The sequence below is a fragment of the Streptomyces sp. NPDC104581 genome, assembly GCF_055583685.1.
On the sequence record NZ_JBVJNN010000041.1, the window covers coordinates 1 to 14174 of the forward strand.

Annotated in this window: 10 protein-coding genes; 7 read left to right on the forward strand and 3 right to left on the reverse strand. The window is 74.1% G+C overall.

The window, feature by feature from the left end; translation table 11 throughout:
• Positions 1-116 precede the first annotated feature (116 nt).
• The 3 genes from ACZ61E_RS26525 to ACZ61E_RS26535 all read right to left on the reverse strand — a co-directional run bounded on the left by ACZ61E_RS26525 (position 117) and on the right by ACZ61E_RS26535 (position 2332).
• Positions 117-1085, reverse strand: a complete 969-nt coding sequence (locus ACZ61E_RS26525; RefSeq protein ID WP_469702383.1) for a helix-turn-helix transcriptional regulator — start codon at positions 1083-1085, stop codon at positions 117-119.
• 1 nt (position 1086) lies between these two features.
• The gene (locus ACZ61E_RS26530) at positions 1087-2037 is read right to left on the reverse strand and encodes a DUF4097 family beta strand repeat-containing protein (RefSeq protein WP_469702384.1); all 951 of its coding nucleotides are present in this window, start codon (positions 2035-2037) and stop codon (positions 1087-1089) included.
• 112 nt (positions 2038-2149) lie between these two features.
• Positions 2150-2332, reverse strand: coding sequence for a DUF6104 family protein (locus tag ACZ61E_RS26535; RefSeq protein WP_469702385.1), 183 nt, complete (start codon positions 2330-2332; stop codon positions 2150-2152).
• Between the two features lie 99 nt (positions 2333-2431).
• Here ACZ61E_RS26535 and ACZ61E_RS26540 point away from each other — a divergent pair, with 99 nt between their 5' ends.
• From ACZ61E_RS26540 to fxsT, 7 genes are all read left to right on the forward strand, one after another.
• Positions 2432-2857: a CU044_2847 family protein gene (locus tag ACZ61E_RS26540; RefSeq protein WP_469702386.1), complete on the forward strand. Its 426-nt coding sequence runs from the start codon at positions 2432-2434 to the stop codon at positions 2855-2857.
• A 124-nt stretch (positions 2858-2981) separates the two neighbouring features.
• A complete protein-coding gene (locus ACZ61E_RS26545) occupies positions 2982-4997 on the forward strand; it encodes a VMAP-C domain-containing protein (protein WP_469702387.1) in 2016 nt (671 codons plus the stop codon).
• A 112-nt stretch (positions 4998-5109) separates the two neighbouring features.
• The gene (locus ACZ61E_RS26550) at positions 5110-6147 is read left to right on the forward strand and encodes an AAA family ATPase (protein WP_469702388.1); all 1038 of its coding nucleotides are present in this window, start codon (positions 5110-5112) and stop codon (positions 6145-6147) included.
• 4 nt (positions 6148-6151) lie between these two features.
• Positions 6152-9226: an SAV_2336 N-terminal domain-related protein gene (locus ACZ61E_RS26555; RefSeq protein ID WP_469702389.1), complete on the forward strand. Its 3075-nt coding sequence runs from the start codon at positions 6152-6154 to the stop codon at positions 9224-9226.
• Positions 9227-9529: 303 nt separating this feature from the next.
• Positions 9530-9721 (forward strand): hypothetical protein, encoded by a 192-nt coding sequence (locus ACZ61E_RS26560; protein WP_385803752.1) that lies wholly within the window; start codon positions 9530-9532, stop codon positions 9719-9721.
• A gap of 52 nt (positions 9722-9773) precedes the next feature.
• Positions 9774-11048, forward strand: a complete 1275-nt coding sequence (locus ACZ61E_RS26565; RefSeq protein WP_469702390.1) for an aKG-HExxH-type peptide beta-hydroxylase — start codon at positions 9774-9776, stop codon at positions 11046-11048.
• Between the two features lie 56 nt (positions 11049-11104).
• Positions 11105-14128 (forward strand): FxSxx-COOH system tetratricopeptide repeat protein, encoded by a 3024-nt coding sequence (gene fxsT / locus ACZ61E_RS26570; RefSeq protein ID WP_469702391.1) that lies wholly within the window; start codon positions 11105-11107, stop codon positions 14126-14128.
• Positions 14129-14174 lie beyond the last annotated feature (46 nt).

The following is a 14174-nucleotide window of genomic DNA, read 5'->3' on the forward strand; positions in this document are numbered from 1 at the left end:
CACCGGCACCCCACCCCGGCCCGCAGGGACAGCACCCCCACCCCGGCCCACAGGGGCGGCACCCGGCAACCGGCCCGCACGGGCAGCACCCCGGCACCGGCCCGCAGGGGCGGCACCTACGCCGGAGGCCTCCGCAGCAGCGCCCCGATGTGCGCCGCCGCCGTCGACAAGTGACGCCGCGCCTCCGCCAGTTGCGCATCCGTCACCCCGTGGTCCCGCGCCGCGTCGCGGACGTCGTCGCGGAAGCGGTCCAGCAGCCGGTCCAGATCGCGGGCCGGGTCGCCCGTCGGCGGGGTGTCCTGGGCCCACGCGGGCTCGTCCGTGTCCGGCGCGTCCGGTCTGGTGTACGGCGGCCACGCCGTGCCCTTCGCCAGGCCGCCGAGTTGTGTCGACAGTTCGGACAGGCCCTCCCGTACCCCCGTCGGCCAGTCGCCCCGCGAGAAGTGGCCCTGCACCTGGTCCTGGACCTGCTTGGCGATGCGCAGCATCTCCTCGCGCGCAGTCTCCTGCGCCTCCTTCGCCTGGCGCCGGGCCTGCTGCGCGTCCTCACGCGCCCGGCGTGACTCGTCCTTCGCCCGGCGCGCCTGCTCCTTCCACTCCTGCTTCGCGCGGCGCAGCTCCTCCTTCGCCGCGCGCCAGGACTCGCCTTCGCCCGGCGTGTGTTCCCGGGCGGCGGTCCCGCCGTCCGGGGTGCCGGCCGACGCGGAGGCCGCCGCCGCGCGCATCTCGTTGCGCAGCTGGCCCGCCGCGCCCCTTACGTCGTCCCGGATCTCCGCGGCGAGTTCGGAGACGGACTCGCGGATCTCCAGCTCCAGATCGGCCAGTTCACCGCTGCGGCCCGCCAACTCCTCGCGGCCCGCCTCGGTGATCGAGTAGACCTTGCGGCCCCCCTCGGTGGCGTGTGTGACCAGGCCCTCCGCCTCCAGCTTGGACAGCCGCGGGTAGACGGTGCCGGCGGACGGCGCGTACAGGCCCTGGAAGCGCTCCTCCAGCAGGCGGATCACCTCGTAGCCGTGGCGCGGCGCCTCGTCGAGCAGCTTGAGCAGGTAGAGGCGGAGACGGCCGTGGGCGAAGACCGGGGGCATGTCAGAGCTCCTTCTCGTCGGCCGGCGCCGCGCCGTCGGCGGCGGCGTCCCGGGGGGTGGCGCCCGTGGGCGCGGTGCCGGCGGAGCCGGGCGCCGGGTGGCCCGCGCCGTGCGGATCCTCCGCCGGTGGCCGCCGCAGCAGCGCGATCGAGCCGGACACCGTCATCGCCTTCAGCTGCCCCGTACCCGCCCCGAGCGTGCCGGTGATCTTCTTCGCGCCCCACTGTCCGCCCACCCGCAGATCGTCGAAGGCGTTGGAGACCGAACCGCTCGCCGTGTTCGCCTCGACCTTCGCGTCCGCCGGGTGCGGCAGCCGGATGGCGACCTCGCCGGAGATCGTGTTGACCTTGATGTCCGTGGGTCTGCCCGCGGGCTCCAGGTCGATGACCATGTCGCCGCTGACGGTGTCCGCCCGTACGGAGGACCCGCCGCAGTCCACGACGGTCAGATCGCCCGAGACGGAGTTGAAGCGCAGGTCGCCGGTGACGGCCTGGGCCTCCACACTGCCGGCGACGGTCTCCGCGCTGACCCGGCCCGCCAGGCCGACCAGCGTGGTGTCGCCGTTCACGCCGCGCACCTCCGTACGCCCCTTGATCCCGGAGATCACGGCGCCCGCCCCGACGACGCCGACCTCGACGCTCGCCCCGGCCGGGACCGCGAGGGAGACGACGGCGCTGCGCCGGTGGCCCTTGCGGTCGAGCCACTTGAGGAAGTTCTGCCAGGGCAGGTCCTCGTAGGCGATGGTGAGCGTGGTGCCGGTGCGGGTCACGATCAGGGGCGGGCCCTGGATCTCGGAGATCTCCAGGCGCGCGCCGCCCTGCTCGGCCAGTACCCTCTCGTCGGTGCCGACGACGTTCACGGTGCCGTTCACGATACGTACGCTGAGCGCCGTCACCGGGTCGTCGAAAGTGAGCTTCTCGGGCTCGCTGACTTCCCACGTCGACTCTGCCATGGTGCTGACTCCCTGTGGCCGGCCACGACGCAATATATCGCGTCCCTTGAGGGACACGATATATCGTGGATCGGGGAAGTCAAGACCTATCGCGATGCCCGGTGCGCGCCCGTCATTCGTCGTCGTCCTCGTCGTCGAGACGGGCCAGCCATGTGGCCAGCCGCTCCACCGGGATCTCGAAGTCCGGGTTGAGATCGACGAACGTCCGCAGCTGCTCGGCCAGCCACTCGAAGGTGACCTCCTCCTCGCCGCGCCGCTTCTCCAGTTCCTCGATCCCGCGATCCGTGAAGTACATGCGAACAGCGTAACGACCTGGTACGGAGGGGAGGTATCGCGGAGCCGGGCCGTGGATCGCGGCCCACGCGGTGAGCGGGCGAGTGGGGGAGGGGCGGCGTTGGACGACGACGTACAGGAGGTGGTCCTGCCCGGCGGGCAGGTCATTCTCGCGAGGGTCAGTGTGCTGCGGCCGGACGAGTCGGCGTTCGTCGACGTCGGGGCCGCCGACCGGATCCGTTCGGGCGTCACCCGTGTCAACGAGGTGATCGCCGCCGTCGGCGCCACCGTGATGGACGCGGCGCGGGCGGCGGGGCCGAGCGAGGTCAGCGCGACGTTCGGCATCGAGCTGGCGATGAAGCCGGGCAAGGGGGTGGCCGCGGTCCTGGCCGACGGGGAGGCCAAGGCGTCCATCTCCGTCACCCTCACCTGGCAGCCCGGCCATGACCGGCCGGAGCCCCCACAGGCCCCACCCGCCCCACCCGGCGCGGCGCCCCCCGCCTCGCCGGGGCCCGAACCACTCCCCACTCCGGGATCATCCGGTTAGCCTCGTCGCACATGCCTCAACTTCGGGGGAACGGGGTGCGGATGAACGGCGCTCAGGTCTGCGGATCACCCGGCGGAGGGACGCGCGCCGTCCCAACGCCTCCGTACTCCCCGTGTGTTGACGCATGAGCTCCCTCGAAGACCCCGTGAGCCGGGGAGTCGTCCGCATCGGGCCCCCCGCCGCCGGGTATGACGGAGGCAGTGCCGGGTTCTGGGGCAGCGGATTCTTCGTCGCCCCCGAATGGGTCGTGACCTGCGCGCATGTCGTGGACAAGAGGGTGGGTGCGATGGAACGGGAGCCAGGAGGCGGTGTCACCGTCACCACCTGCGACGACGAGCGGCTGGAGGGCGAGATCGCCCATGTCGTCGCCGGCCACGACCTCGCGCTCGTCCGGGTGCCGGGCGCGGACTTCGCGGACTGCCTCTGGCTCAGCGACCGTTCGGCGACCACCCCCGCCGAGGTCGAGCTGTACGGCTGGGCGCAGACCTCGGGGGCGTACGGCCCCGAGGAGTTCCTCTCCACGAAGGCGATGGCCACCGGCGGCCGCCGCGGGAACGCGATGTGGCTCCAGGACGGCCTTGTCCTGCGCGGCTGTTCGGGCGGACCCGTCGTCGACACCCGGTACGGATCGGTCATCGGCGTCATCAGGAGCCAGGGCCAGGGCGACGCCACCGTCGGCCGCGCCGAGTCCGTCACCGGCCTGCGCGCCCTGTGCGACCAGGGCGCCGAAGCCGTCTGGGCGGAAGTCGTCGCCGCCCACGACCGGCACCATCTGCGGCGTCTGGAGGGTTCCGGCGACTGCTGGCCGCGCCTGCACGCCCGGCTCGCGGTGCGGCAGGGCCGGCCGCACAGCTTCGACCCGCGCTCGCGCACCCAGCTCTACGGGCTGTTCGCCGAGGTCGAGCCCCCGTCGGGGCCCGGCCAGGTGCTGCACCTGGTCAACGGCACCAGCCGCCGTCTGCTGCGCGGCCTCCAGCGCATCGAGTCCAACGACCCGCGCAACTGGCGGGAGGGCTCCGGCCTTCTTTACGACCCGCGCGAGCGCACCGAAGCGGCCCCGGCGGGACGCGATCTCGAACAGGAAGCCGTCGTCCTGTACGCGGCGATGGTCCACGGCGCCCTGCGCGCACCGCGCGACACCCCCGGCGCCAAGAGACTCCGCGAGTGGGTCGAGACCGCCGCCAACGCCCTGGAGACCGACGTGATCCGCGAGGAGAGCCTCGCGCTCCTCGCCGGCGGCGACGGCAGCGGCGACGGCGCGCGCACCGGACCCGACGCGGCCCACGACGACGTACTCGTCGTCATCGAGCCCGAGGTCTACGGCACCCACCCCTGGCGCGTGCAACTGCTGGACTCCGACGGCGGCACCACCACCGTCCGGCACGACGAGGAGGGCGTCCCGCGCACCGGACTGGAGGCCGCCGTACGCCAGGGGCTGAGCGAGGCGCTGGCCCGCGCCGACGCCGGGCAGTACCTGGCCGCCGTCGACTTCCTGCTGCCCCGCACCCTCTTCGACGAGCCCGTCGACGAATGGCGCTCCCGGCTGCCGCGCGGCGACGAACCCCCCAGCGTGCACACCCTGCCGATCGGACGGCGCCGAGTCGTCGCCCTGCGCGACCAGTTGCGCCGCCGCGACGGCGTCACCCCCGAGTGGAACCGCGCCAGACGCGCCACCGAGCACGGTCCCCTGGAGGCCGTACCGCTCTGTCTCGACGTACCGGACCAGGGACACGGCGCCGCCGTACCCGAGGGCGAGGAGGCGGCCTACGCGCGGCTGTCGGTGAGCACGGGAGGCGGCGCCGGCGTGCCCCTGCCCGTGTACTGCGCCAGTACCGCCACCGGGCGCGGCTCACGCGTCCTCACCCGCGCCTTCCACGCCGGCCACGTCGCCGTGCTGTGCCGCCGCACCGGCGAGGACGGACACGACGACTGCGCCGAATTCCACCGCAGAGCCGCCGAGTTGGTGCGCGAGGCACCCACCGGGGGCGAACTGCGCGAGCGCGTACGGCTGCTGCGCAACGTCAGCGCCGGCCCCGACGGCGACGATCGGGACACAGCCTGGGCACGGCACATCGTCCTCATCTACGATCCACCCCACAGGCCGGCTCCCGACGAACCCCTGCAATTCCCGCCCCTATGACAGACACATGCCCCCAAGCCACCCGCTGCGGACGGGGTACGGACGTCCGGGCGGGGTACGGACGTCCAGGATGCCGGGCGCACGCCGGGCCGACAGCGATGAGGAGCCCACAGTGAGCGACTGGCGCATCTACCGGGGAGCGGGCCTACCGCACGACGGTGCGCGGCAATTACCCGCCCCGCCCCCCTGGCGTGAATTCACCGCACGCGCCCCCGACGGCGCCGACGGACCGCGGGACGGTCCGGCGGACAGCGAAGAGGTGGACAACGCCCGCCGGCTGGGCGTCAAACGCCGTCTCGTGGAGTCCTTCCACCCACGCCCCGAAGAGGTCGAGGCCGTCAACGCCGCGCTCCAGCTGCGCCGCCCGCTCCTCGTCACCGGCACCCCCGGCACCGGCAAGTCGACACTCGCGCACGCCGTCGCCCACGAACTGCGCCTCGGCCGGGTGCTGCGCTGGCCCATCGTCAGCCGCACCACCCTTCAGGACGGCCTCTACCACTACGACGCCATCGGCAGGCTCCAGGACGTACAGCTCGACCGCGCGGTGTCCGGCGACGCGGTGCGGCAGCCGCCGATCGGCTCGTACATCAGGCTCGGTCCGCTCGGTACGGCGCTGCTGCCCTCGCCCGACGGGCTTCCCCGGGTACTGCTCATCGACGAGTTCGACAAGAGCGACATCGACCTGCCGAACGACCTCCTGAACGTCCTGGAGGAGGGCGAGTTCACCATCCGTGAGCTGGAGCGGCGCGCCGAGCGGGAGCCCGCCACCGACGTCCTCACCGACGACGGCACCCCGGTGACCGTGGTGGGCGGCCGGGTGCGGTGCACCGCGTTCCCCTTCATCATCCTCACCTCCAACGGCGAACGGGACTTCCCCGCCGCCCTGTTGCGCCGCTGCATCCAGCTCGATCTCAAACCGCCCGGCGAGAAGCAGCTCGCCGCCATGGTCGCCGCGCACCTCGGCGAGGAGGCCCTGGAGGAGGGCGCCGAACTGATCGAGCGTTTCCTCCAGCGCGAACCGGGCGAGGTCGTCGCCACCGACCAGCTCCTGAACGCGCTCTACGTGACCCAGCGCGCCGCCGACGCCGAACAGGTCACCCGCAACAGGCTCGCCGAGATGCTGCTCCGCCCTCTCGACCGTCCGAGGTGACGTGGTGACCACCCCCGACCCGCCCCCCGGCGCCACTCCACGCCCGCCCCCCGGTCAGCAGGGCAGACCGGACCGGCAGGCGGGGCGGCCGGACGACCCGTCCGTCGGACGGTCCGACGGGCTGGCGGAGCTGGTGGGCCGGCTGCGCGCGGCGGGCCGCGAGGTGTCCGCCAGTGAGCTGGCCGACGCCGTGTGGCTGGCGCGTCTGACGGCTCCCCGGCCCCGGACGGGGGATCGTCCGGAGCACCATGAACCTCCCGCCCCCCGGCCGGCCGCGGCCGACCCGGCCGTACGGCCGCCCGCCGAGGAGCCGGGCCCCCGGCCCGACCCCTCGGCCCGCAGCGCCGAACAGACCGCTCCCGTCTCGCTGTACGCCCCGTCGACCGCGGAGGCCGTCCCCACCCGTTCGTTCCCGATACGGGCACCGGCCACCGGAGCCCTGTCCGGCCTGCTGGGCCTCCAGCGCGCGCTGCGACCGCTGCGCGGCTACCGCCCGCCCGTCCCCCCGGTCCTCGGCACGGAGCTGGACGAGGAGGCGACCGCCGAACGCAGCGCCGCCGACGGCTTCCTGCGTCCCGTACGCCGCCCGGCGACCCACCGGGAGGCCGAGATCCAGCTCCTGATGGACGCCTCACCGACCGCCTCCGTGTGGCAGCTGACCCTCGAACGGCTCCGCCAGGCGTGCGAGCGGCTCGGCGCGTTCCGCGACGTCCAGGTGCACTACCTGCACCCGGGGCCGGACGGTTCGGCGATGGCCGGTACCGGTCCCGACCCGAGGCAGACCCGGCTGCGCCCCGCCGACCAGCACCGCGACGTCACCGGCCGCCGGCTCACCCTCGTCATCAGCGACTGCGTGGGGCCGCTGTGGCAGTCGGGCGGTGCCCAGCGCATGCTGTACCGCTGGGCCGAGAGCTCCCAGATCGCCGTCGTGCAGCCCCTGCCGCCCCGGCTGTGGGACCGCACCGCCCTGCCCGCCGACCCGGGGCTGCTCGTGCACGAGCCCGGCGTCGGCCGCGGCATGCGGTTCGTCCCCGACGAGACCCACGGCCGCGAGGCGCCGCCCGCCGGCGCGCGCCCGGTCCCCGTCCTGCTGCCGACCGACCGGGTCCTCGGCGGCTGGGCCCAACTGCTCGGCGGCACCGGCACCCGTACGATGCGCGGCGCGGCGGGCTGGGTGCTGCCGCGGCATCCGGCGCAGCCCGAGTCCGGGCCGTACGCGGGGGCGCGCACCCCGCAGGCACGGCTGCGCGACTTCCGCTCCGGCGCGTCGCCGGGCGCGCTCGAACTGGCCGTCCATCTGGCGGCCGTACCGCTCTACCTGCCCGTCATGCATCTCGTCCAGGAGGCGCTGCTGCCCGACACCGGCCCCATGCAACTGGCCGAAGTGCTCCTCGGCGGGCTGCTGGAGCGGCTGCCCGACACCGCCGACGTGCCGGGACCGCGCTACGACTTCGCGCCCGGCGTCCGCGAACTGCTGCTGGAGATGCTCGACCAGGGCGCCGCCGAACTGGTCCTCAAATACCTGTCGGAGTACGTCACCCGGCGGTTCGGCAAGGGCATGCGCAACTTCCCGGCGCTGGCCGTCGCCCGCCTCCAGGGCCTGGAGACCGCCGAACCGGTGGTCCCGGAGGACCCCGACGGGGGACCGCAGGCCGACGAGGAACTGTTCGCCCAGGTCCCCGCCCGCGTGGTGCGCTGGTACCGGCCCGTACGGCCGGTGCCCGGCAGGCTGGACGAGGTGGAGCGGCTGCTGGGCCTGTGGCGCGACCGCCGCGACCGGCAGATGCTCATCGACGCGCAGGCGCTCGCCGAACAGGCGCTGGCCGCCGACGACGACGGACGCTCCCGGCACCTGCTGGGGCGGGTGCTGTTCGCCCGCGCCAACACGGTGGAGGCGCGGCGCGATCCGGAAGGGGCGCACGACCTGCTGACCCGCGCCGAGCGGCTGCTCACCGGACGCGAACCGGCGACGGCCGTCGCCCGAGCGGACGTCCGGCACGAGCTGTGGCGCCAGGACCGCGACCCCCGGTGGCTGCACGCGGCGATCGCCGGACTGGCCGAGATGCCCGACGGGGCCGACCTCGCCACCGAGACGGCGCGCCGGCTGCGGATGGGCCGGGTCCTGCTCGACCTGGCCGGCACCGTGGCCGAACCGCGGGAGCCCGCCACCGCGTCGGCGCGCGAACTGCGCACCGCGCTCGGCCTGCTGGACGAACTGGCGGCGCCACCGCACCGCCGCGCCGGCGCGCTCCTCGACCTCGTGTCGGCCCTGCGGCTGACCCGGGAGCCCGACACCGCCGAACTCCTCGCCCTGACCGACGCGGCGGAGACGGCGGCCGAGGACAGCGCCCCGCTGCTGCTGCGCACCCTGCGCGAACGGGCCCGGATCCACCGCGAGGCAGGGGACTGGGAGGCGGCGGCCACCGCGTACGGGCGGGCCGAGCGCAACGCGCCGCGCGACAGCGACGAACGGTGCGAACTGCTCGCCGAATGGGGCGAGATGCTGCTCACGAAGACCCGTCACATCAACCGGGCCGAGGGCATCCTGCGCGAGGCCCTCACCAACGTCACCTCAAGGGCCCCGCTCCGCTGGCGCCTCCACCTGCTGCTCGGCACGGCCCTGCTGGACCGCTACCGCGACGACCGCGCGGGCGGCGGCTTCCTGCCCGACGTCTACGAGGGCTGCCATCTGCTGGAGCTGTCGGCCCGCCGCGCCGCCGACCCGGCCACCCGGGCCCGCTCCTGGCTGCTGCTGGCGGGCGCGCGCCTGGAACTGCCGGACCCGCAGGCGCACTTCGCGGCGGCCGAGTCCGACTACGGCCGCGCGCTGCGCGAGATCACCGACCACCCCTCGCTCACGGCGGCCCGTGCGCTGCACGGCCGCGGCGCACTGTACGAGCGGATGGCCCGCCCCTCGGCGGCGCTGGCCGACTACCGGGCCGCGGACACGCACTGGCGGGGCCTGGCCGAGCAGGGCGCCGAGGTCCCGGACGAGGAGGCACGGGCGACCCGCGAACGAGTGGCGGCGCTGGACGGCGGCGGAGGGACGGGCCCGGCCGGCCGCTCCGTACGGGGGTGAACCGACCGGCAACCGCCGTGTGCGTGCGCGACCGGCGCGTGCATCGACGCGCCCCGGTATGCGCTCCCCACCGCGCGTCCGCGAAGCCGCCTCCCACGGCCGGAACCCCAACTACCCGCGTAACGAACGGGTTTCCGAATCGTGGGCCTCGGGAAGGAGAATCCTCACGGCATCGCCTCCCACGGCGTGCCGTGAACCCGGCGCCGTCCGCCCCGCAGAGCGGTGCTCCAGGCGTCTGGTGTGTGCGAACGCAAGGCGGGACTTTCACCACACGCCCTCGGGGGCATCGGGGAGGAGCAGAGCGTGCTGGAGCAACGTGTGCCCGGGTCCGCGGAGCGGATCAGTGGGATTCCAGGCAGTCCGGTGCTCCCCGATCTCACCGGCGTCGACCTGTGGACCCTTCAGGGACTGGACGACGCCGCGCTGACGGCGGCCGTCGAGGACGTACTCCGCTGTCCGGGGTCCTTCACCGATTCGTGGAACGACGGGAAGTGAACGGGCCGACGTGGCGGTGGGAACCGGCCGCTCCCGCCGCGGAGCGGAGGTAATGGCCGAGGCGCCGGGGGCCTTCGTCATCCCGCCCGGCACCCTCGTGCGGCTCGCCGCCACCCGCCAGCTGCCGCGCGACACCGACCTGCTGCACGCCGCCCTGCACAGCCGCCGCCTGGTCCTCCTCAAGGCCCTGCTCGCCCGCGTCGGGCGGGAGGACTTACCGGGCGGCGCCCGCGCCGCGTTCGACCGGGACTGGCGGCTCCTCGCCCGCGCCGAGTCGCCCGCGCCGGGCGCCGCGCGCCGGCTCCTCGACTACCCCGCCGTCGGCGGCTGGGTCGTCGACGCCCTCAACGCACCGGGACCCGAGGGCCTCGCCGCCGCCCTCCGCCCCCTCGGGGGAATCGCCGTCGCCACGGCGCTGCGCACCGGAGCCCCTCTCGACCTCCCGCTCCCCACGGCGGACGGACGTCTCGTCCTGCCCGGCACCGGCGTCCTGGACGCCCGCGCGCCCCTCGTACGGATCCGCTCGGGCCCGCGCGGCACGCTGCTCACCCCCCTGGGCCGCCCGGCCCGGTCCGTACTCCTGCGGCCCGACGGCCGGGGGATGGGGGCCGGCTGGGACGCCCTGGCCGTGCTGCCGGGCAGCGCCGGCCGGCTCGACGACCTCGGCACCGGCCGCCCCCCGGGCGCCGGCGCCCGGTCCCGTACGGACCGCGCCGCCTGGCTCACCCGCTGGCGCGCCGCCGTCGCCCTCCTGGAGTCCGCGGACCCGTGGCGCGCGGCCGAAGTCACCCGGCTCGTACGGGCCGTGGTGCCGATGGCACCGGCGGGCGAAGGCGCCTCCAGCGGCACCCTCAGGGCGGCGCCCTGGGCCGTGCACACCGCGCTGCCCGACACCGCGCGCCGGTTCGCCGAGGTGCTCGTCCACGAACTGGCCCACAGCAAACTCGCCGTTCTCGCCGACCTCGTCGCGCTGCACCGCGCCGACGGCGCCGCCGTCCACCGCGTCGCGTGGCGCGAGGACCCCCGCCCCTTCGACGGGGTCCTCCAGGGGACCTACGCGCATCTCGCCCTCGCCGACCTCTGGTCGCGCGTGGCCGAGCGCCCCGGTGCCGCGCCCGCCGCCCGCCGCACCGCCCGCGGCCACCGCGAGAAGTACCGCGCCCAGGTCGCCGACGCGCTCCCCGTCCTGCTGGACGGCCATCAACTCACCGAGCGGGGAACGCGGTTCGCCCTCTCGATGAAGCAGCATCTGACGTCGCTCGGCAGGGGCCCGAATAGCCCGTACGCACTGTCCGATTCCCTGTCCGGTGACGGTGACGTTCGGTAACATTTCAGACGCGCCGTCAGGGAATGGCGCAGCTCGATGAATGAGGAGACGCGCGCATGGTCGCTCAGCGGCACCTGACTGGGGACGGCGGCGCCGATCAGGAGCCCCAGCATTTCGTGGTCGCCTTCCCGGGCCACCACCGGCCGTGGGCCACCTGGATCGCACGCCGGCTGGAAGCACACGGCCACCGCGTCACGACCCACCGCTGGGACCCCGACCGGGACGAGTCCCTGGAGGACGCGCTCGGCGACCTCCTGCTGGCCAGAGGCAGGGTGCTGCTGGTGCTCAGCGAGTGGTTCTTCCAGCTCGGACCGCGCCGGGAGGGCGACTGGAACGACGTGCTGCGCGGCTTCGTCGCCGCCAACGCGGAGCGCTTCGCCGCCGTCAACCTCACCAACCGCTCGCTGCTGCCCGCCACCGCCGTCCTCGAACCGGTCGACCTGTGGGGCATCGGCGAACAGGAAGCCGAACGGCGCCTGCTGGCACGGCTCTCCCTCGAACCGGGCTCGCTGCGCGCCGACGCCCTGCCCTCGCCCTCGCGCTACCCCAGCGACGCGCCCGCCGTCTGGGGCGAGGTGCCGCGCCGCAACTCACGCTTCACCGGCCGCGACGACCTGCTCAACCGGGTCCAGGAATCGCTCACCGAGGTCGAACCGGGCGCCGCGGTCTGCGCGCTCGTCGGCATGGCCGGCATCGGCAAGACCCAGCTCGCCGCCGAGTACGCGCACCGCTTCAGCCCGGACTACGACGTCGTGTGGTGGGTCAACTCCGACCAGCGCGGCACCCAGCGCGACCGGTTCGGCGAGCTGGCACCGGCCCTCGGCCTGCGCGGCGGCTCCGAGCCCGGCGAGCGGATCCGCGCGGTGCGCGACGCGCTGCGCCGCGGCGAACCCCACGGCCGCTGGCTGGTCATCTTCGACGGCTGGGAGGACGTGGAGGAGGCCGCCGCGATGCTGCCCCGCGGCGGCACCGGACACATCCTGATCACCTCGCGGAACCACGGCTGGCGCTCGGTCGGCGAGGTGGTGGAGGTGCCGGTCTTCCGGCGCGCCGAGTCGACCGGCTATCTGATGCGCAGGGCGCCGCACATCACGGCGGCCGAGGCGGACCAGGTCGCCGTCGAGTTCCAGGACCTGCCGCTCCAGATGGCCCACGCGGCGGCGCTGCTCGGCGAGTTGCGGATGCCCGTGCCCGAGTACCTGGGGAAGGTCCACAGCGGGGAGATCAACCCCCTCGACGAGGTGTCCGAGCTGGGTGACTACCCCAGCTCCTCGCTCACCTCCTGGTCGATGCTCTTCAACCGGGTCCGCGAGTCCGAGCCCCGCGCGCTCGAACTCCTCAAGCTGTGCGCCTGCTTCGCACCCGGCCGGATCCCCATCGGCCTGGTCCGTGGGGTGTCACCCGAAGGGCTTCCGGAACAGCTCCGCTGGATCGCCGACAACTCGCCCGACTGGCCGCGCGCCCTGGACACCCTCGCCAACTACTCGGTGATCACCAAGGATTCACGCAGCTCGTCCGTCTCGGAGGGACGCGACGCGGGGCCCCGCCAGGAGTCCGTCCACATGCACCGCGTCGTGCACGGCATCGTCACCCGGCTCACCGCGGGCTCCGACCGCGACACCCACCGCGCCGTGGTCCGCCAGGTCCTGGTCGGCAGCGACCCGGGCGAGCCCTCCGACAGCAGGCAGTGGCCCCGGTACGCGGAGATCCTGCCCCAGCTCGAATACTCGGGCGCCCTGGCGAGCACCCACCCGCGCACGGTCCAACTCGTCCTGAACTGCCTCCAGTACTGCTACAACAGCGGTGAGTACACCGTCGGCATGGACCTGGCGCGCCGGGTGCGGGAGCAGTGGGTCGAGCTGTTCGAGCCAGGCTCGGAAATCATGCTGGAACTGAGCGCCCAGACCACGGTCATCCTGCGTGCGAGCGGCCGGTTCCACGAGGCGTACGACCGGGACAGCGCGACTCTGGATCTGCTGCTGGCCCAGCCCGACCCCGACCCGATCAGGCTGATGACCGCCAACAGCGGGCTCAGCTCCGACCTGCGGTTCCTCGGCCGCTACCCGGAGTCGTACCGGCTCCAGCGGGACGTGGTCGATGTCGGCCGCGACCTGCTGGGCGAAGACCAGTGGACCACCCTCCAGGCCCAGCACAACCTGGGGGTGACCCTGCGCCTCCTCGGTCAGTTCGAGAAGGCGTACGAGACCGACCTCGACACGCTCCGCAAGCGCGAGGCGGTCCTGCGCGCCCGGCACTCCAACACCCTGCACTCGGTCAACGCGTGCGCGCGCGACCTGCGGCTCCTCGGCCGGTACCACGACGCCCTGGCCCGGCAGGAGCTGGGCGTACGGACCCATATCCAGGTCCTCGGCGAACACCACCCGCAGACGCTGTGGGCGCAGCACAACCTCGTCCTGTGCAGGCGCAGGGCCGGTACGAAGGGCGAGGACGTCGGGCCGCTGATGGCCGACCTGCTCGCACGCCACGAGCGCGTGTACGGCAAGGGCCACCACAACAACCTGATGCTGGTCACCGACTACGGCAACTACCTGCGCGTGCACGGCGATCTGGGCCAGGCCAGGGACCTGCTCACCGAGGCGGAGGACACCTACCGCGCCCTGGTCGGCCAGGCCCACCCCGTACCGACCGGGATGCAGTCCAACATCGGCCTCCTCATGCAGGCGGAGGGAAATAGGGACGGCGCGCTCGTCCTCTTCGAGCAGGCGCTCACCGGACTGCGCACCCTGCTCGGCGACGACCACCCGTGGACGCTCGGCTGCGCGCTGAACGCGGCGGGCGGGCGGAACCTCACCGGCCGGCTGGAGGAGGCCGCCGAGCTGAGCCGGGAGACGCTGCGGCGCTCCCGTGCGGCGCTGGGCGACGACCATCCGCTGACGCTCTCCACCCAGACGGCGCTCGCCGCCGACCTGCGGGGGCTGCGGCAGCGCGAGGAGGCGGACAAGGTCGAGGAGGACGCCCTCCAGAAGCTGACCCGCACCATGGGCGCGCAGCACCACCACACGCTGTCGGCGCGCCAGCGGATCAGGCCCTACTGGGACTTCGAGCCGTATCTGGGCTGAGGCGCCCCGCGCCCGGACCGCACGTGCGAGGGCCCGGCACCGCTCG

What these genes read in the sequence shown, in the direction of transcription:
- ACZ61E_RS26525 (WP_469702383.1), bottom strand. Translation starts at nt 1,085, where the DNA reads ATGCCCCCGGTCTTCGCCCACGGCCGTCTCCGCCTCTACCTGCTCAAG.
- ACZ61E_RS26530 (WP_469702384.1), bottom strand. Translation starts at nt 2,037, where the DNA reads ATGGCAGAGTCGACGTGGGAAGTCAGCGAGCCCGAGAAGCTCACTTTC.
- ACZ61E_RS26535 (WP_469702385.1), bottom strand. Translation starts at nt 2,332, where the DNA reads ATGTACTTCACGGATCGCGGGATCGAGGAACTGGAGAAGCGGCGCGGC.
- ACZ61E_RS26545 (WP_469702387.1), top strand. Translation starts at nt 2,982, where the DNA reads ATGAGCTCCCTCGAAGACCCCGTGAGCCGGGGAGTCGTCCGCATCGGG.
- ACZ61E_RS26565 (WP_469702390.1), top strand. Translation starts at nt 9,774, where the DNA reads ATGGCCGAGGCGCCGGGGGCCTTCGTCATCCCGCCCGGCACCCTCGTG.
- fxsT (WP_469702391.1), top strand. Translation starts at nt 11,105, where the DNA reads ATGGTCGCTCAGCGGCACCTGACTGGGGACGGCGGCGCCGATCAGGAG.